Consider the following 17,979-nt stretch of genomic DNA (forward strand, 5'->3'; position numbering starts at 1 on the left):
GGTCGGGTCGTAAGTTTGTTGGACCTGGATGGAGCGCGTTGAGCCAATACCGGCGGGCGTGCTGCCGCGTGCCTGCAGGGGCGAGGCAGCACGCCCGATAAGCTGCTATTCGCAGCCAGTAATAGCCGAAATTAGTCGCCTCCGCCTGATTTCGCCCTGCCCACCGGCTGTTCCGGCCGCTGCCTACCGCAGCACTTCTACCCAGCCCTGGTACACCTGTTGGGTGATGGTGTGGCGCAGTTTGTAGTAGTAGGTGCCCGCTGCTGCCTCCGGGCCCCAGTCGTTGCGGTAATCGGCGGAATGATACACGCGCTGGCCCCAGCGGTTGAATACCTCCAGGATGTAGCGGCCCGGTGGCAGGTGGTGCAGCACCCACCGATCGTTGTGCTGGTCGCCGTTCGGGGTGATTACGTTTGCTAGCAGGGCGCAGTCGGTTACGGTTATTTTGCGCGAGGCGCTAACCGTGCCGCAGGCTGTGGTTACTTGCAAGGTGTAGGCGCCGCTTTGGGTTACGCGCAACTCCGGCCCCCGCGAGCCATCCGACCACAGGTATGCCGCATCGGGGCCAAAATGCGTGGGCGCCCGCAAGGTAAGCGGCTCATCGGCGCAAATGGTGGTATCCCGACCTAGGCCGAAAGCCACGGGCGGCGGCAGTTGGCGCACGCGCATGCGGGCCGTGGTGCGGCACCCGTTGCTGTAGCTAGCCTCCACGGCGTACCAGCCCGGCTGGGTTACGGTAAGCGTGGGCGTGGTAGCACCCGTGCTCCAGCGGTAGCCGGTGGCCCCGGCGGCCACGGCCGTGAGCTGCACACTGCCGCCAGGGCAAAACAGCGAGTCGCCGCTGATGGCTGCCACCGTAGCGCCCGCCGCTACGGTGTGCGTGCTGGTGAGCACGCAGCCGTTGGCAAAGCTCGCCTCGAGGCGGTAGGTGCCGGCCTGCGTAATCGTGAGGGTGGGGGCGGTGACGCCGGTGCTCCACCGCAAGGCGCTGGCGCCCGGGGCCACGGCCGTAAGCGTAGCGCTGGTGCCTGGGCACAGCAAAGTGGGCCCCGCAATAGCCGCCGAGGGGCCTCGTACCACCACCTGTCGGCTGGCCGAGCAAGTAGTACCGAAATAAGCCGTAACAGTGTAGTTGCCGGGCTGATTGATGCTGATGCGCGCCGTGCTGTCGCCGGTGCTCCAGTAGTAGCCGGTGGCATATGGGGCGGCTGCCACGAGTTGGGCCCGCGTGCCGGGGCAAAGCGTGGTGTCGCCTGTAATGCGTACGTCGGCAGTCAGCAGCGATACCAGCTGCTGATCGGTGGCGGTGCGGCCATCGGCAAATCTTACCTCAACCGAGTACGTGCCCTGCTGCGTGGGGCGGATGCTAGCCGTGGTAGCGCCCGTGCTCCAGCGGTAGCCGACGGCGGGCACGCTGCTGGTGGCCGTAAGCAGCAGCGGCTCCTGGCACAGCACCGAGTCGCCCCGAATTTCGGCCCGGGGCGCGCCGCTGGCAGGGGGCGTGGGGTTCAGCCGCAGGGCCCAGAAATCGAAGCCGCCCCGGCCAGGCTGCGACTTATCGGCCGAGATACCCGAATCGGACGAGCCGGCCAGGATAAATCCTAGGTCGGCGGTTTGCTGCATGCTGTATAGTTCATCGGCTCTGGTGCCGCCGTAGGTGCGGTCCCATTGTTTGCGCCCGCGGCCGTCGAGCTTTACCACCCACCAATCCTGAAACCCCATCGCGGGCTGCGTTTTGTGGCCCGATACGTTGCCCACGGAGGCACCGCCGAGCAAGTAGCCGCCGTCGGCCGTGAGGGCCAGGGCGCGCAGTTCGTCGTGGCCGCTGCTCCCAATGGTCGAGTCCCACTGCTTGGCCCCGGTGGCGTCAAGCTTCACAATCCAGTAGTCGCTGCCCCAGCCGAGCTTGGGCTCGGTACGCTCGCCCGAGCGCTTGGATTCGGAAAAGCCGGCCAGCAGGTAGCCGCCGTCGGGCGTTTGGCGCATTTTGGTGAGCACGTCGGTAAGGTCACCGCCCACGGTACGGTCCCACTGCTTGGTACCCGAGGCGCTGAGCTTCACCACCCAATAATCGACGGAGCCGCGGATGGGCTGGCTTTTATCAGCTCCCACGCCCGATAACGAAAAGCCGCCCACGATACAGCCGCCGTCGGTGGTAACTTCCAGACAGGTAAATTCTTCGCGCTGGGCGCCGCCCAGGGTGCGGTCCCACTGCTTGCGGCCTTGCGCGTCGAGTTTCACTACCCAGTAATCCAAGGAGCCGCGGCCGGGCTCACTCTTGTCGCCCGATTGGCCCGAGTACGAGCGGCCCCCAAGCACAAAACCGCCGTCGGAAGTTTGGCGCATGGCCATAAGCACGTCGTAATCGTCGCCGCCCAGGGTACGGTCCCAGAGCTTGCGGCCCTGCGCGTCGAGCCGAATAATCCAGTAATCGTAGCCACCGCGGCCGGGCTCCGATTTGTCGCCGCTCACGCCGGCGTTGGAGGTGCCTGCCAGCACGTACCCGCCGTCGGCGGTTTGCTGCATGTCGTCGAGCGAGGCACCGCCAGCAGGCCCGAAAACCCAGTCCCACTGTTTCTGGCCGTTTTCGTTAAGCTTGACAAGCCAAAGACCGGGGCGCGCCTGTGTTTTATCGGCCGATAAGCCGGAGGAAGAGGTACCGCCAAGCAAGTATCCCCCGTCGAGGGTTTGCTGCACCTGCTCGAGTGATTCGTGTTCGGCGCCACCCAGGGTTATGTCCCAGCGTTTGGTGGGTGGGGTGTTTTGGGCGGGTGCACTATAAGCAATAAGCAACCACAAAACCAGCAGCCCGCCTTGCCAGCGCAGCTGCAAATCAGTAAAGAAGATCACCGGGGTAGGAATAGGAGCAACAAAAAGCAATTGGTTGCCCAAAGGTAGCTTGCCAACGGCCCCCGAAGACCTAGGGCCGCCCCCTTTTTGCGCGCTGCACCAGCAAGCTCGTCCGCTAGCTTAGCGGGCCAGAGGGGGCTGTTGGCAGTGGATTGTCGATGGTGTAAAACCGCACGGGCCCGCCGTAAAATTCGGCCATGTGCCGGTAGCGCAGGCCGCACTTTTCGAGCACGTGCTGCGATGCCCGGTTTTCGGGGTTGGTAACGCCCACAATTTGCTGCAGCCCTAGGTTCTCGAAGCCGTAGCGCAGCAGGGCCTTGGTCATTTCGGTAGCGTAGCCGCGGCCCCAATACTCGGGGAAGAAGCGGTAGCCCACCTCGATGTGGCCCGAGGCTTCGAGGTGCTTGAGCACGTGCACGCCCACAAACGCGCCGGTGGTTTTCTCGATTACGGCCCAGCGCCCCAGGCCCGGAAACTTCGGGTAATTGGCTATCAGCTCCTCGAGGTAAGCACGGGTGCCATCGTAGGTGCGCGGCGGAATGATGTAGCGCATCACCTCGGGGTCGGAGTCGAGGCGGTGCAGGGTATCGAGGTCGGCCGGGGTAAGCTGGCGCAGAGCCAGGCGCTCGGTTTCGGGCAGCGGAATGGTGGGCAAGGCACGCGCAGCTAGAGGTGGTAGATTTCGGCACAGGTGTCGCTCAGCCACACGGCCGTGCCGCCGGGCAGCGCCCCCACGCCATCCGACTCGATGAGCAGCACGTAGTCGGCCGCTTGCTCGGGCCCTAGGTCGTCGGCGGGGCGTTGCAGCTCCTCCACCGAAGCGGGCACCGTGAGTGTATGGCCGTTGCCAAAACGCAGCTCCACCTCCAGGTTGGCATGGATGGGAAACCGCCGCAGGCTTTGCTGGTGCTGCTCCGACATGGCCAGCATGCCCAGCCCTGGCAGGTGCAAACTGTTTTCAACAACCATCAGCAATTGGCTGGGCATGGCTGGCGGCAATTGTTATTGGGCGGGAAGGTTGGGGTTGTCGGCGGAGTAGAAGCGCTGCTCAGCCCCGTAGTAGTAGGCCATGCCCTGAAAGCGCAGACCGCATTTTTCGAGTACGTGCTGCGAGGCAATGTTAGCATCGGTAGTGATGCCCACCACCTGTGGCAAATTCAACTGCTCAAAGCCGTACTGCACCAGCGCTTTAGCCATTTCGGTTGCGTAGCCGCGTCCCCAGAAAGCAGGCAGCAGGCGGTAGCCTACCTCGATAAGCTCCGTCTGATCCAGGGGCTTCAGCAGATGCAGGCCTACTACTTCACCCGAGGCCTTTTCGATCGTGAGAAAACGGCCCATGTTGGGCCAACGCTCGTAATCGGCGGCCATGTTATCCAAGTACTGACGCACTACCTCCGCGCTTTTCGGGGGGCCGATTGTCGCCATGATCTGCGGCTCGGTATTCAGCAGGTAGTAAATATCAAAATCGTCGGGCGTGATGCGCCGGAGTGTTAAATTTCGGGTTTCAGGTAGTGTAAGCATGGGGGCAAGTTAGCCTTGCGGCGCCATTGTGCCGATTATTTGCTCTTGGGCGCACGTACGGGGCCGCTGGTCAGGGCTTTGTCGGGTGCGGTGCGGCGCAGGGCCTTCATGTACGCTACCAGGTCGTCGAGCTGTTCGGCCGAGATTTCGTGCTGCTTAAACGAGGGCATGCGCCCTACGCCCGCAAAAAACGCCCGGCTGCGGATGCGAAACCGCAGGGCGGCGCCGGGCAGCGGCACGTTGTTGAGGGCCGGGCCGGCACCGGCCTCGCCGCCGGGGTGGCACTTCTGGCAGTTCAGCATAAACACCTGGTGGCCCCGCTGCACTTGCTCGTTGCCGCCCACGCTGAGGCTGCCACCTAGGGGCTCGCTGCGGCGGGCGGTGGAGCAGGCGGCCAGCGCCAGCCCGAGCAGGGCCGGGGCCCATAATTTGCTTACAACTTGCTTCATGGCTTTGGGGCGGGTTGGGTGCGTTGCGGAAACCAACTTTTACTGCTTGGTAATCTTCCAGACCACGCCGGTTTGCTTGCGGGGGCTGGGGCCTTGCTCCGTCATGGGCATCACGCCAAAATCGACCACGTACAGGGCCGAGCCGGTGGGGTCGAAGCGGGCTGCTACGGGGCGCTCCAGGCCGGCGCTGCCAATTTCGGAGGCCGGGCCGTTGGTGCGGCCCTTGTTCACCACAAAATCCTCCACGGCCCCGGTGGCGGGGTTCACGCGCACCACTTTGTAGCCTACGGGCCCGTATACGCGGCCAACTTCGGGGGCCATGTCGCCGAACTGCGCCACAAACGCCTCGCCCACATGCCCAAAGGCCGCCGCGCGCGAGAAATCGAAGCCGTTCGACGACGAATGCACGCCCAGGATGGCCGCAGGCTTAGGCGGCTGCTGCGGGTGCTTGGCCAGCAAAAATTTGGGGTCGCGCTTAGGCGTTTCGTAGTCGGAGGTGTTCATGGGCTGGCCGGCCGAGTAATCGGGGAAGCCGTACCACGCGCCGGGCTTGATTTCCCAGAGCACGTCGCCGCAGCCGTAGCCGGGCCGCGAGCCGCGGGTATCGTAGGCGTTTTCGGTGGTGAAGAGGCGGCCGTCGGGCGAGTAAGCCAAGCCGAAGGGGTTGCGCAGGCCCCAGGCCACCAGCTCGGGCGTGCCGCCGCGCAACGAAACGCGCATAATGGCGCCGGTGCAGGGTAGCTGGCCTTTAATAACCTGCCCCTGGGTAGTGGCCGTGCCAAAGGGCACGTAGGCGCCGGTGGTAATCTTGTCGTCTTTGGCCTCGGTAAGCGGGTTGTCGGACTGAAAGTTTTCGCCCGTGAGGGTAATGTCCTGGCACGGAATGTCGTGGAACTCGCGGCGGCGCGTAAGCCAGCCGTAGTCGGCATTATCGGGGCCCACCACGCCCGAATTTGTGGCTGTGCCCTGCCCGAAGTACAGGTAGCCATCGGGGCCCACCAAGGGCATGTTGGTGTGGTGGTCGCCGTAGCTGGGCAGCTTATCCACCACCACGCTCATTTGGCCCTGCGGCGACACGCGCAGAATGCGCCCGCCCTCCAGCTGGCCGCCTTCCGAAATGTAGAAGTTGCCGTCGTGGTAGGTTACGCCTGTCCAGGGGCCGTTTTTGCCGCCTACGTACACCTCGCTGGTGCGGCCGCCGGCCTCCAGTCGCAGCAGGCGCGGGGCCGTCCATACCTCGCCGTACGAGTAGCCGGCCTCGAGCACGTAGGGCGTGCCGCGCTCGTCAAACGCAATGCCCGTGGGGTAGGTGAGCCCCTGCGCTACGGCCTCTACGCGGTAGCCGGCGGGCACGGCCACATCGGTTGCCTCCACGCGCCGGGCCAGCGGCTCGAAGGTTTGCGTGCCGCCGTAGTGGCCGCGCAGCTTGTAGCAGCCGCTGAGGGCCGTGGCGAGCAAAAGAGCCAGCGGCAGAAACACCCGCGGGGTTGGCGTAAAATCGTTCATAGTCAGCGCTTCACAGGGTTGATACGACAGGGCAATTGGTAGCTATACTGCCCGGGGGCGGCCGATGTTGTGCCCGGTGGCCGGCAATTGCATCCTTGCTTTGGCGGCAAGCGTACTGCCGCTGTACCAACCCCGGCCCGCTATGCGCTACCGCTACTTATTTGGCACCCTCAGCCTGCTACTGGTGGTGTTTGCCGCCTTGCAGCTCAACGACCCCGACCCGCTGCTGTGGGTTACGCTGTACCTGCTGCCGGCCGCCACCCTGGCCTGGGCCGCCCGCCGCCCGTTGCCGCGCTGGCTGCCAGGCCTGCTGGCCGTGGCCTACCTAGGGCTGGGCGCCTGGTGGTGGCCTACCCGGTTCGATGGCGTAACCGGACCGATGAACCCCGGCACCACCATAGAGGATGCGCGCGAGGCCCTGGGCTTGTTTATTTGCGCAGGCTGCCTGGCAGTGGCGGGCTGGCTCGGGCAAGCACGCCGCGGCAGCTTCGTGGCCCGTTTGGAGTCTCAGGGCTAATGCGGCGGTTTGTGCAATTGGCAGCCCTGGTCCTTACGCTGGGCTGCCCGCTGCTGGCCCACGCGGCCACCACGGCGCCCGCGTGGGCCCCCGATTCGGCGAAAGTGCGGCGGGTGGGGGTGCTACCGGTGCCGGCCATCGGCTACGCGCCCGAAACGCGCGGCTACCTGGGGGCCGTGGCGTTGTTTACGTTACGCTTGTACCCGAACGATAGCCTCACGCGCACCTCCAACGCCAAGCTCGAGGTCAATTTCACGCAAAACCGGCAACGCATTTTCAGCGGCGAGTGGACGGTGCTGTTGCGCCGCGAGCAGTACCTAAGCCAGGGGCAGGTGGCGTACCTGCGCTTTCCGGAGTATTTCTGGGGTGTGGGCAACCAGTCGCCCGAATCGGCTAAGGAACTGGTAGATAGCCGCCGCGTGGAGGTGCGCGCCACCGCCCTCCGCAAGCTGCGGCCCTACGTGTTTGCGGGCCCACGCGTGCAGTTGCAGCACCTGTACGGCGTGCGCCCGGCCGCCGGGGGCTTGCTGGAGGGCGGCCAACCCGTGGGCAGCCGCGGCGGCACCTCGAGCGGGGCGGGCTACGAGCTGGTGTACGATGGCCGTGACAACCTGCTAAATCCCCAACGGCGCGGCTACGCCCGCCTGGCGCAAACGTTTTTTGGCGGATGGCTGGGCAGCGACTTCCGCTTTACCCGCTACGAGCTGGATGTGCGCCGGTACCAGCGCCTGGGCAAGCGGGTGGTGCTGGCCGGGCAGGTTACGGGCGTGTTCCACTCGGGCGAGCCACCCTTCCGGATGCTGGCGCTGCTCGGCTCGGAGGCCGATATGCGCGGCTACTACCGCGGCCGTTTCCGCGACCGGCAGTACGCCGCTGCGCAGGCCGAACTGCGCTTTCCGGTGTACAAGCGCCTAGGTGCGGTGGCCTTCGCTGGCGGCGGGCAGGTAGCCCGCAACCTCGGCGGCTTCGGCCCGAACGCGCTGAAACCAACCGCCGGGGCCGGCCTGCGCTTTCTGATGGATCGGCGCGAAAACATCAACCTCCGCCTCGATTACGCCATCGGGCAGGACGGCAGCAGCGGCTTTTACATTGCTTTTGGCGAGGCGTTTTGAGGCTTGACCAAGCAGCTACGCGTTGCGGCCCTAGGTGGCGCCAGCCCGTGCCGCTCCCTGGGGCCGGCGCTACCTAGGGTTTTCGCTCGTGCTGCCGCACCCGATCATCCAAAAGCCTAATGCTCAGCCAACCTACGCGGGGCAGGTGCGTACGCCCTGCAAGCACGTTATCGTTTCAACTTAAACCGCCGGCTACATGAATCCGCAGCAACTCAGCCAGGAATTACGCCTCGAAAAAACGCCCGACCTCACGCGCCGCCGCTGGATTATCGGCTTGTCGTTGCTGGGTGCGGCCCTAGGTCAGATCGTGACGCTGTACCAAACAGGCATCATCCGGCACTTGCCCGATCCGCCCCTCGATGTGTTTGATTCCGATAAAGTTGATGCCTCCAACTACGCCTACAAGCGCCTCGATACGCCCGACGCCGCCGGCATGATCGTGACTTACGGCATCACCACGGCCCTGGCCTCGGCCGGGGGCAAAAGCCGCGCCCTCAATAAGCCCTGGCTGCCACTGATGATGGGCACCAAAATCCTGAGCGACGTGCTGACGAACATGAAACTGGCGCAAGAGGAATGGGCCGAAAACAAAAAGCTGTGCTTCTATTGCCAGCTGGCCAACGTAGCCTCGCTCGCGTCGTTGGCCTTAGCGGTGCCCGAGGTAATTCGGTCAGTAAAAAACCTGCAGAAAGGCACCGGCCCCAACAGCGTGGCGCAGGTGTAGCTACAAGCTGATAGCAGAATAAACCCCGGCCCGGAGGCAGTAACTTTCCGGGCCGGGGTGTTTGTTTGGGTTTAAGGCAGGGCCTGAATCCGGTGCCCTGATTAAAAATCAATGCTGGACGGGCCAATACAGCGCCTGATGAAAAGAATATGAGAAAGAAACAGCGCTGGGCTGACCCTGCGAGTCTACCCGCAACTCAGCACGCAAATTCCACCGCTTCCTCCGTCTCAAAGTAGTAAACCAAGCCCTGCACATCGGTGTAGCCGAGGCGCTTAAACAGCTGGCCGTACTGCTTCAGCAGGTACTGATGGCGGTCTTCGGGCGGGGGCAGGCGGAAGTCGATAAGCGTGACGCGGCCGGGCGCCGGGCCTATTTCGGGCTGAAACACCACGCGGTCGGGTTTGTAGTCTTCGCGGGGGGCACCGCCGACGAGGATTTCGCGCTCGGTTTCGGCGGCTACGCCCGGGCGGAAGTACGGCACCAGCGCGGGGCGCTGCACCAGCCGGTGCAAGCGCTGCAGCAGCTCGGGTTGCTCGCGGCGGCTGACCAGGCCCTCGGCCGTGAGTTGGCCCGCCACGCGCTCCACATCCTGCGCCGAAAGCACGCGGCGCAGGGCAAAGTGCAGTTTGCGGTTCCAGTCGCGCTGCTTTTCCTGCTCCGAAAAGTCGAATACCGTGGTGGCGTGGCGGCGCAGGCGCAGGCGCTGCTCCCAGTCGGCCGTGGCCAGGTTGAGCAGCGGGAAATAATTATTAATTACTAATTGATAGTTATTAATTGCTAAAGCGCCTTGGCTGAGCACGTAGGCAAGCTGCTCCTCGTTCCACTGGCCCAGGTCGAGCAGGTAGCGGTGCAGCAGCTGGGCTATATTGGTAGCAGGCCCTAGGTCGGCCTTGGAGGTTTTGCCGCCATCGGGCCGGCGGCTGATGATGTAGAGGCGGTTGCGCGGACGGGTGAAGGCGACGTACAGCAGGTTCAGGGCCTCGACAAACGTCTTCTCGCGCTCCACGGAGTATTGCTCACCTAGGGCGGTTTGGTACAGGGCTTCGCGCTGCGTTACCACGGCCACGGGCGGCATGTCGGCAATGGGGCGGTCGTCGACGTCGGGGAGTCGGCCCCACAGGTACTCGCCGCGGCGGGGCTCCAGGCTCCAATCAGCAAACGGAACGATTACCACGCCGTAGGCCAGGCCTTTGGCCTTGTGCACGGTGGTGATGGTTATGGCGTCGCGGCCGGCCGGGGCGTTGATGCTCAGGTTGCTCTTGCGCTGATCCCAGTAAGCCAGGAAATTACCCAGGTTGTTGCCGAAGCGCAGCGAGTATTCCAGCGTGAGGTCGAGGAAACGGAACAGGTACTCGCTTTCTTCGCGGCGGTGCAACAGGCCAAACAAACCCATGAGCTTCTCGCTAAGCTCGTACAAATCGAGGTTGCCGGTTTGGCGTTCCTGCACATCATACCCCAGGCGGCGCAGCTCGTCGAAGAAGGGCAAAGAGCGGTCCTGCTTTGCTAGGTCGGCAATCATGCGGGCGCGGTCGGGGGTGGGCGGCAGGCCGCGCACCACTTTGTCCACGAGCAGCAGCGCCTCCACCCGCGACAAAGAGTCGGCGGGCTGATGCAGCACCCGCAAAATGGCCACCAGCAGGTTTACCACTTCGGCAAACTCCAGCGACAGCGAATCGGCCGAAATGATGTCGTAGCCGCGCTCTTTCAGAAACTTAGCCACGCGGCGCGACTGGTCGCGGCGGCGACATAGCACGGCAACGTCTTGGGGCCGGAAGCCATCGGCCAGCGCCTGCTCCACCAAGGCCAGCGTAAGGTACAGCGTGCTTTCTTCGTAGTCGAGGGCATCGGTGGCAGCGTGGCCGGGCAAAGGCGCCTCGGTGTAAGCGCCGGCCCGGGGGTTGTAGATGCGCGCCGGGGCATCGGGCTGGGTGAAGAGCAGCTCAACGTGGGCCTCACCCCCCCGGCCCCCCTCTCCCGCGGAGAGGGGGGAGCCTGACGATTCCGTTCTGGCGGGGGCGGCGGCTTCGGCTAGCGCCTCCGCCGCCTTGAGGGCTTCGCTTATTTGGACCAGTACCTTGGGCATATCGTTCAGCACCTGCTCATTGGTGAAGCGCAGCACCCGGTAACCCAGTTCCTGCAATTCGTAGCTGCGCCCAGTGTCGTAATCAGCCTGTTCCGGGTCGCCGTGCACGGCACCGTCTACCTCAACGATCAGCATTGCCGACACGCAAACGAAGTCGACAATGAAATGGCCGATAACGTGTTGGCGACGGAATTTTGCCCCTAGGTTGCCGCCGCGCAGCTGCTGCCAAAGAGCTTCTTCGGCAGGCGTGGGTTCGCGGCGCATGGTTTTGGCGAACGACGACGTTTGTTCCCAGCTGTTCACGTCGGCTGTCATCACAAATTCGCCAACTGCGCCCTCCTGCTCAGCCGCGGAGGCGCGAGCCGCAGCGGCTGCTTCTTTGCTGATGGCTGGCTCCCCCTCTCCGCGGGAGAGGGGGCCGGGGGGTGAGGCCTCACCCGGCGCCACCTGCTTAGCGCCCTCGTCGTAAATCGACTGCACCAGCCCAAACTGCGGATGCCCCTGGCTGACGTGCGCGAAGAAATCGTTGTTGAACTGGATGATCTGCGGGCCCGAGCGGTAGTTGGTTTGCAGCGAAGCCGGCTCCAGCGCGTGCTCCAGCGTGAAGTAGCGCCCGGCCAGCAAGTCGCGGGTTTCTTCGTCCTGGGCTTTGTCGACGAGGGCCCCGGTCTGGCCTTGGTACAAGCGCAGAATCTGCTCCATTTCGCCGCCGCGCCAGCGGTAAATGGCTTGTTTGGCATCGCCCACGGCCAGCGACAAAAAGCCGTTGGCCACGGCGTTTTCGACCAGGGGCAGCAGGTTGTTCCATTGCAGCTCCGAGGTGTCCTGAAACTCGTCGATCAGCAAATGCTGGTACCGCTCGCCCAGGCGCTCGTACAAAAACGGCACCGGCTCGCGCAGCACAATGCTGGCCAACCGGCGGTTGAACTCGCTGATGAGCACCACGTTGCGCTCCTGGCTTACCTGCTGCACCGCTTTGCTTAGCTCGCTCAGGAGCGACACATGGAAAAGGTGCGGCAACAAGCCTTCCATCAGCAGAAACTGGCTGAGGTAGCGCAACCGGATGAGGGTCAGCTCCTCGAACACTTCCTGCAGAACGGGCTGCACGGCATCGACCCGGCTTTTGTTGGGCTCCTTCTTGCCGGTAGTGCTGCTCCACACGCCGCTTTCGGCCACTTTTTGCGCGGTGGCGGTAGGGGTGTCGCCGTCTTCGAGCCAGCGGCGCCAGTTTTTGAAATGCGTGTACACGCCCCGTTCGCCGCCGGCCAGCAAATCAGGCGTTACGCCGTGCTGCTCCAGGGCCGCAAGGGCGCGCTCAGCGGTGGTTTTTACCAGGTTCTCGAGTTCGTCGCGGCGTTGGCGCAGGGTTTTGTGCAGCGTCCGGAATTCCTTCAGCTCCATTTTCTGCAGCTGCGCCACGGCCTCGTGCACCGATTCGTTCAGCAGAAACTTGCCGAAGCGCATCAGCTCGTCGGGCAGGGTGTTCCAGCTGCGGCCTTCTTCGGCTTTGCTGAGGGCGTAATCCTGCAGGGTGCGCGTGAGCAGCTCGTGGCCTGGGCCGCGGTTTACCTTGTCGAGCAAGAGCGCCACCGCCGCGTGCAGCACCGATTCGTCGTCCATCTCCACCTCAAACGCCGCGGGCAGGCCCAGCTCGCGCGTAAACGACTGCACCACCCGCTGCACAAACGAGTCGATGGTGCTCACGGCGAAATCGGCGTAGTGGTAGAGCACCAGCTTAAAGGTGCGCTGGGCGCGGCTGCGCAGCAGGTTCTGGCGCTGCTCGGGCGTATCGAGCACGCGCGGCAGCAGGCCCTCGGCGGCCAGCTCTTCGGCCAGCTCCGCCAGCATGCCGTCGGCCTTGGCATCGGTGCCGGGGTAGGCAAAGCCGCGCAGTGCGCCTACAATACGCTCCTTCATTTCGGCCGCGGCGGCGTTGGTGAAGGTGATGGCCAGAATGGTCTTGTAGTACCCGGGGTCTTCCGAACCTAGGGCCAACCGCAGGTATTCCTTGGTAAGCTGATACGTTTTGCCGGAGCCGGCAGAAGCGGAATAAATGCGGAAGGTGGCGGGCATGGCAGGATGGGGTATGCTTGGTAGAAGGTCGGCTGGCCGAGGTATCCGTTATTCCTCCTGATCCTCGGTTGTTGTGGCCGAAGCGGGTTTTGCTTGCTCCACCACAATGCGCGAAGCCCCGGCCCGCTGCACCATCACTTGCTTGCCCAACTCGGCCAGGTTGCGGCTTTCGTAAATTTTCATGGCCGTCGAGATGTCGATGGCCTGGCGCGTCTGCTCATCGAGGTCGAAGGTGAGCGTAATGAAATTGAGCTGCACGCCCAGGGGCTCCAGGGCTTTGTTGGAGAGCACCAGTAATTGACTTTCCAATTCGGCCTGATCCAGCTCCACAATGTCTTCGTTCAGAAACAGCGCCTTGCTCACGTCGCGGATGCGCTTATCAATCACCATGTTCTCGGCGCCTTCGAAGGCCGAAGGTTGCAGCGCCTCCTGGCTGTCGGCGTGGGCGTTGGCCTTGCCCAGGTACTTGGCCTGCCTGATGAACGCCAGCGGATCGACAATGGTGTAGTCGTAATCTACCTGCACCGAAGCCCGCACCCGGTCTTTCAGGTTCGTGATAAACCGGCTGTCGCCCTGCATGGGGAAGTTCGGAATTACCACCTTCATGTGGCAGGGGTTCATGGTGCCTTTGGGTACGGCCTCGCCAGCGGGCACCCGTTCCCATTTCATGCCGCAGTCGGATGATATGAGCACTTGCTGGTTGGATTTGGCGTAGCTGCACCCCGAGAGGATAGCGGCAGCTGACAGAGCTTGGGCGAGGTTGCGGACGCGGCGGGCAGTTAACATAAGGCTGTCGAAAGCCCGAAAGGTAAGGCCTGAAAACGGCTTTATCCTACCGGCCCCTGCATCCTTTCCACCACGCTCGGCTCGATGCGTTTGGGCCGTTGTGTCAGCGGATCGAGCAGCACCCATTTGGTTTCGGCTTCGCACAGCAAGGCGCCGTCGGCCACGCGCTCAATGCGGGTAAAGCGCTGCGAGGTAGCGCCTTTCATTTCGCCTACCCAAGTGGTCAGTAGGAGTTCATCACCTAGGAGCGCGGGTTTGTGGTAGCGTACGTGGTGCTCCATCACTACCCAAATGTACTGCTCCCGCTCGCCCGCGGGGTAGGCCGTAAGCCAGTGCCAGCCGGCAATGTCCTGTATCCATTGCACGTACTGCACGTTGTTCACGTGGTTAAGCGCGTCAATGTGCGATTCGACAACCGTAACGGGCCGCGAAAAGCGGAAAGCCGACGAAGGGGAGGGCGTTGGTTGCATTGTTGTAAGCAAAGGAAGAACACTCTACGCAGAAACCTTCGCTTTGGCAGGGCAGTAAACCTAGGCACCAACCAATGCACCTCACGTTCATGCCTTACGAACAGAACTTCGATTATCGGCCGACGCGCGGCGAGCGTGATCAGCCCCGCAACGAAAACCGGAACAACAACGAGCGCCGCCAGCAGGATAACCGCCGCAACGGCAACGACCGGTGGGACGGCTACGAGCCGCGCCAGCACCGTGGCCCCGAAGGCAGCCGCTACGACCACGACTACCAAGACCGCGGCGACCGGCACAACGACTACGACCGCAGCCAGCCGCGCGGCGACTACGGCCGCGACCCAGGCACCTTTAGCTACGGCCGGCAATCGGAATATTACGACGGCCGCGCCGACCGCTCTTCGTTTAGCACCTCGCGCGAGCGGCAAAACCCCAGCGCGTTTCAGGGCGGCCTAGGTCCGGGCTCTAACCGCTACGAAGGCGACTACCGCGGCGGCCGCGGCCACTACTTCGACGAAGACCAGCGCTGGCGGCGGGGCCACGAAGCCGACCGCCCCGATAGCCGCCGCTTCCAGGACCCGTACGACCGCGACGACCGCCCGGCCCGCGAACGGCCCTCGGGCTACGGGGCGCCCGGCGAGCGGGTACGGCAGATAAACGACCAGTACGGCCACGACAGCTACGACGGCAGCAGCCAAAGCGGCCGCTACCGCGACGATAATCGCCGAACCAACGACGACTACCCCGGCCGCGACCGGGCCCGCGACGACCGCGACGGCCGCTACCACTACGACGACGACAACGACCGCGGCAACCACCGCCGGCGCTAATACCAACCATGCGCAATCGGCGCCGGGGCATCCCCGGCGCCGATTATATTTACCGCCCTAGGTACCGTGTGTGGGCTTGGCTCCGGGCAGGGGAGGGCGGCGGGCGCAGCGCATCACTTATTAGGTCTGGCTGGGCTGCTGCGCCATTACAGATGAACGCTACGTTCAGGGGCGAGCCACTTTGGCGCTAAGGGCTTGGCTAGTCGGTGTGCGCTGAACCAGGAAACCAAGCGGTAGAAGACCGATGAAACGGATGAATTCGGTACAGAATTCGGTTTTTGAGGCGTGTCAGATTGCTTTAATTTTGTTTGTAAGATATTGGTAATCTGAATGTATGAAGCCTTGCAAGCGCTTAGGCAGCTTGCGGAGCCCCGCACAAGTGACACGCCTCCGCTTTGTCAAAAAATAAATAAGCATATCTTTACCAGCGTTTAAGAATAATTGCTTCCGTTTCTCTGTGTTGCCTTTCTTTGCTTTCACAGGCTGCTGTTGCCATTCGGCTTAAATAATTTATTCATCACCTCCTTACCATGCAGACAGGAACGGTAAAATTCTTCAACGAGACCAAAGGATTTGGTTTCATCAAAAACGATGCAACCGGCCAGGACATTTTCGTCCACGTAACTGGTCTCATCGACGAAATCCGCGAAAACGACAAAGTGCAGTTCGAAGTGGCCGAAGGCCGCAAAGGGCTGAATGCCGTGCAGGTGCGTCGCGCCTAGTTAGCCGACGTATCCTACAAGGATATAGCGTGATCAAAGCGGCCTGCTCCTTTGGGGCAGGTCGCTTTGTTTTTACCGGCCAAGGCGAAAAGCGGGCTTGCGCATCGTAAATAAAGCGCCCTGCGTTTGCGGGTGGCTCTGAATTGTATTATAATTTAAGTATCTTTGCACCCGCAATTGTAAATCGGTCCGCGTCCCGGCCGTGGCGGTTAGTGTTGTCTGCCGCTTTCAAATAAGAATAAGAAGTTCGTCTGCTGTCGTCGTCCGTTGTCCTCTCGTGTTGCGTAGGGAAAGGAACGCGCTGGTTTCGATTGCCGTTTCTATCACTCCCTACTAAGACATGGAGAAAGTAAAATTTGAAGAGCTACAGCTCTCGGAAGAGCTGCAGCGTGCTATTACCGAAATGGGCTTTGAGGAAGCCTCGCCCATTCAAACCGCCGCCATTCCGGTACTGCTCGAAGGCAAAGACGTTATTGGCCAGGCCCAAACAGGCACCGGCAAGACGGCTGCGTTCAGCATTCCGGCAATCGAAGCGCTCGACCTGAACTCGCGCGAAGTACAGGCGTTGGTGCTCTGCCCCACGCGCGAACTGGCCGTGCAGGTTTCGGGCGAAATCCAGAAGCTGGGCAAATACAAGCGCGGCCTCTCCGTAGTGCCGATTTACGGCGGCTCGTCGTACGACCGTCAGTTTAAGGCCCTGGAGCGTGGCGTGCAGATCGTAATCGGTACCCCCGGCCGCGTGATGGACCACCTGGAGCGTGGCACCCTGAAGCTGGACAACTGCAAAATGATCATCCTCGATGAGGCCGACGAAATGCTCGACATGGGCTTCCGCGACGACATCGAGACGGTGCTGAGCCAGATGCCCGAGCAACGCCAGACGGTGTTCTTCTCGGCCACGATGAGCAAGCCCATCATGGATCTGACGCGCAAGTACCAGCGCGAGCCCCAGATCGTGAAGGTGAACCACCAGGAGATGACTGTTTCGAACATCGAGCAGGCATACTACGAGGTGCGTGGTCCGCAGAAAAAGGACGTACTGTCGCGCGTAATCGACATGTACAGCCTGAAGTCGGTGATTGTGTTTGCTAACACCAAGCGCATGGTCGACGACATCGTGAGCGACCTGCAGGCCCGCGGCTACTTTGCCGATGGTTTGCACGGCGACATGAGCCAGCAGGCCCGCCAGAACACCCTCGACAAATTCCGCAAAGGCACGCTCGAAATCCTGGTGGCTACCGACGTAGCTGCCCGCGGCATCGACGTGGACAACGTAGAGGCGGTAGTAAACTACGACCTGCCCACCGACGAGGAATACTACGTGCACCGCATCGGCCGTACGGGCCGCGCTGGTAAATCGGGCAAAGCTTTCACCTTCGTGAGCGGCCGCGACATTTACAAGCTCCGCGACATCATGCGCTTCACCAAAGCGCAGATCAAGCAGGAGCGCATCCCGTCGTTCGAGGACGTATCGGAGGTGAAAACCACCGTTCTCCTAGGTCAGATCAAGGAAGTTATCGAAAAGGGCAACCTCGAGAAATACATCGGCCGCGTGCAGCGCCTGATCGATCAGGAGGAAGAAGTAACGTCGCTCGACATTGCCGCTGCCTTGCTGAAGATGGTGATGAAGGAAAGCAAGCAGGCCGAAAAAGGCCTGGAGGCCGACCGCCAGAAGGGCACGCCGCGCGAGGGTTACACCCGCCTGTTCGTGACGATGGGCAAGAAGGACCGCTTGCATCCGCGCGACCTCGTTGACCTGATCGTATCCTCGTCGAACATTGCCCCGGGCCGCGTGGGCGACATCGAGCTGTACGACAAGTTCAGCTTCGTGGAAGTACCCACCGAAGACGCCAACGACGTAATTGAGCAACTGGGCCGCACCTCGCTGTACGGGCGTCCGGTATCGTTTAGCCTGGCTACCCAGCGCGAAGCCGGTGCCGCAGCAGCCGAAGGCGGCGACGAGCGTCGTCCGCGTCGTTCGGGTGGCGTAGGTGGCTTTGGCGGCAACCGCGAAGGCGGCTACCAGCGCCGCGAAGGCGGTTTTGGGGGCGGCAACCGCGAAGGCGGCTACGGCGGTAACCGTGGTGGTTACGGCGGTGGTCAGCGTCGCGAGGGCGGCTACGGCGGCGGCCAGCGCCGCGAGGGTGGTTTCGGCGGGGGCGGTGGCTACCGCGGCCGCCGCGACAACGAGGGCGGCTACCGCCCGCGTCGCGACCGTAGCGAAGGCTTCGACGACTAGTCCAAGTTTAGACGTATAAAACAGAAAGGCCGCCTCAGCTGAGGCGGCCTTTCTGTTTATCGGGCTTTTAATTACAACGGGCAGATTCGAGCTGCCA

15 protein-coding genes are annotated in these 17,979 nt (G+C 62.8%); 6 read left to right on the forward strand and 9 right to left on the reverse strand.

Annotation, left to right across the window (positions count from 1 at the left end; genetic code table 11):
• Nucleotides 1-183: 183 nt before the first annotated feature.
• From OIS50_RS03665 to OIS50_RS03690, 6 genes are all read right to left on the reverse strand, one after another.
• Nucleotides 184-2,850, reverse strand: a complete 2,667-nt coding sequence (locus tag OIS50_RS03665; RefSeq protein ID WP_264692975.1) for a gliding motility-associated C-terminal domain-containing protein — start codon at nt 2,848-2,850, stop codon at nt 184-186.
• 115 nt (nt 2,851-2,965) lie between these two features.
• Entirely contained in the window at nt 2,966-3,505 is a 540-nt protein-coding gene (locus OIS50_RS03670; RefSeq protein ID WP_264692976.1) for a GNAT family N-acetyltransferase, read from the reverse strand.
• Nucleotides 3,506-3,516: 11 nt separating this feature from the next.
• On the reverse strand, nt 3,517-3,837 hold the full coding sequence (locus OIS50_RS03675) for a hypothetical protein (protein ID WP_264692977.1): 321 nt from the start codon (nt 3,835-3,837) through the stop codon (nt 3,517-3,519).
• A 15-nt stretch (nt 3,838-3,852) separates the two neighbouring features.
• A complete protein-coding gene (locus tag OIS50_RS03680; protein ID WP_264692978.1) occupies nt 3,853-4,371 on the reverse strand; it encodes a GNAT family N-acetyltransferase in 519 nt (172 codons plus the stop codon).
• Between the two features lie 35 nt (nt 4,372-4,406).
• Nucleotides 4,407-4,820 carry a c-type cytochrome gene (locus tag OIS50_RS03685; RefSeq protein ID WP_264692979.1) on the reverse strand — a complete coding sequence of 138 codons (414 nt, stop codon included), beginning with the start codon at nt 4,818-4,820 and terminating at the stop codon, nt 4,407-4,409.
• A gap of 39 nt (nt 4,821-4,859) precedes the next feature.
• Entirely contained in the window at nt 4,860-6,326 is a 1,467-nt protein-coding gene (locus OIS50_RS03690) for a PQQ-dependent sugar dehydrogenase (protein ID WP_264692980.1), read from the reverse strand.
• Nucleotides 6,327-6,468: 142 nt separating this feature from the next.
• Between OIS50_RS03690 and OIS50_RS03695 the strand changes: the two genes are divergently transcribed.
• The 3 genes from OIS50_RS03695 to OIS50_RS03705 all read left to right on the forward strand — a co-directional run bounded on the left by OIS50_RS03695 (nt 6,469) and on the right by OIS50_RS03705 (nt 8,679).
• Nucleotides 6,469-6,843: a transmembrane 220 family protein gene (locus OIS50_RS03695; protein ID WP_264692981.1), complete on the forward strand. Its 375-nt coding sequence runs from the start codon at nt 6,469-6,471 to the stop codon at nt 6,841-6,843.
• 11 nt (nt 6,844-6,854) lie between these two features.
• Nucleotides 6,855-7,955: an outer membrane protein assembly factor gene (locus tag OIS50_RS03700; protein WP_264692982.1), complete on the forward strand. Its 1,101-nt coding sequence runs from the start codon at nt 6,855-6,857 to the stop codon at nt 7,953-7,955.
• A gap of 196 nt (nt 7,956-8,151) precedes the next feature.
• Nucleotides 8,152-8,679, forward strand: coding sequence for a vitamin K epoxide reductase family protein (locus tag OIS50_RS03705; RefSeq protein WP_264692983.1), 528 nt, complete (start codon nt 8,152-8,154; stop codon nt 8,677-8,679).
• A 196-nt stretch (nt 8,680-8,875) separates the two neighbouring features.
• On the opposite strand, the gene OIS50_RS03710 is transcribed toward OIS50_RS03705, so the two are convergent.
• From OIS50_RS03710 to OIS50_RS03720, 3 genes are read right to left on the reverse strand one after another with little or no spacing between them, the layout of a single operon-like run.
• Complete coding sequence (locus OIS50_RS03710) at nt 8,876-12,835, reverse strand: UvrD-helicase domain-containing protein (RefSeq protein ID WP_264692984.1); 3,960 nt, start codon at nt 12,833-12,835, stop codon at nt 8,876-8,878.
• Between the two features lie 48 nt (nt 12,836-12,883).
• The gene (locus OIS50_RS03715; protein ID WP_264692985.1) at nt 12,884-13,621 is read right to left on the reverse strand and encodes a hypothetical protein; all 738 of its coding nucleotides are present in this window, start codon (nt 13,619-13,621) and stop codon (nt 12,884-12,886) included.
• Between the two features lie 41 nt (nt 13,622-13,662).
• Nucleotides 13,663-14,091 (reverse strand): acyl-CoA thioesterase, encoded by a 429-nt coding sequence (locus OIS50_RS03720; RefSeq protein ID WP_264692986.1) that lies wholly within the window; start codon nt 14,089-14,091, stop codon nt 13,663-13,665.
• Nucleotides 14,092-14,180: 89 nt separating this feature from the next.
• Between OIS50_RS03720 and OIS50_RS03725 the strand changes: the two genes are divergently transcribed.
• The 3 genes from OIS50_RS03725 (at nt 14,181) to OIS50_RS03735 (ending at nt 17,882) form a co-directional block, all read left to right on the forward strand.
• Nucleotides 14,181-14,921 carry a chromosomal replication initiator protein DnaA gene (locus OIS50_RS03725; RefSeq protein WP_264692987.1) on the forward strand — a complete coding sequence of 247 codons (741 nt, stop codon included), beginning with the start codon at nt 14,181-14,183 and terminating at the stop codon, nt 14,919-14,921.
• Between the two features lie 530 nt (nt 14,922-15,451).
• Nucleotides 15,452-15,643 (forward strand): cold-shock protein, encoded by a 192-nt coding sequence (locus OIS50_RS03730; protein ID WP_059070568.1) that lies wholly within the window; start codon nt 15,452-15,454, stop codon nt 15,641-15,643.
• Between the two features lie 340 nt (nt 15,644-15,983).
• Nucleotides 15,984-17,882 (forward strand): DEAD/DEAH box helicase, encoded by a 1,899-nt coding sequence (locus OIS50_RS03735; RefSeq protein ID WP_264692988.1) that lies wholly within the window; start codon nt 15,984-15,986, stop codon nt 17,880-17,882.
• Nucleotides 17,883-17,979 lie beyond the last annotated feature (97 nt).

It is taken from the genome of Hymenobacter sp. YIM 151858-1, from assembly GCF_025979705.1.
GTDB lineage: Bacteria > Bacteroidota > Bacteroidia > Cytophagales > Hymenobacteraceae > Solirubrum.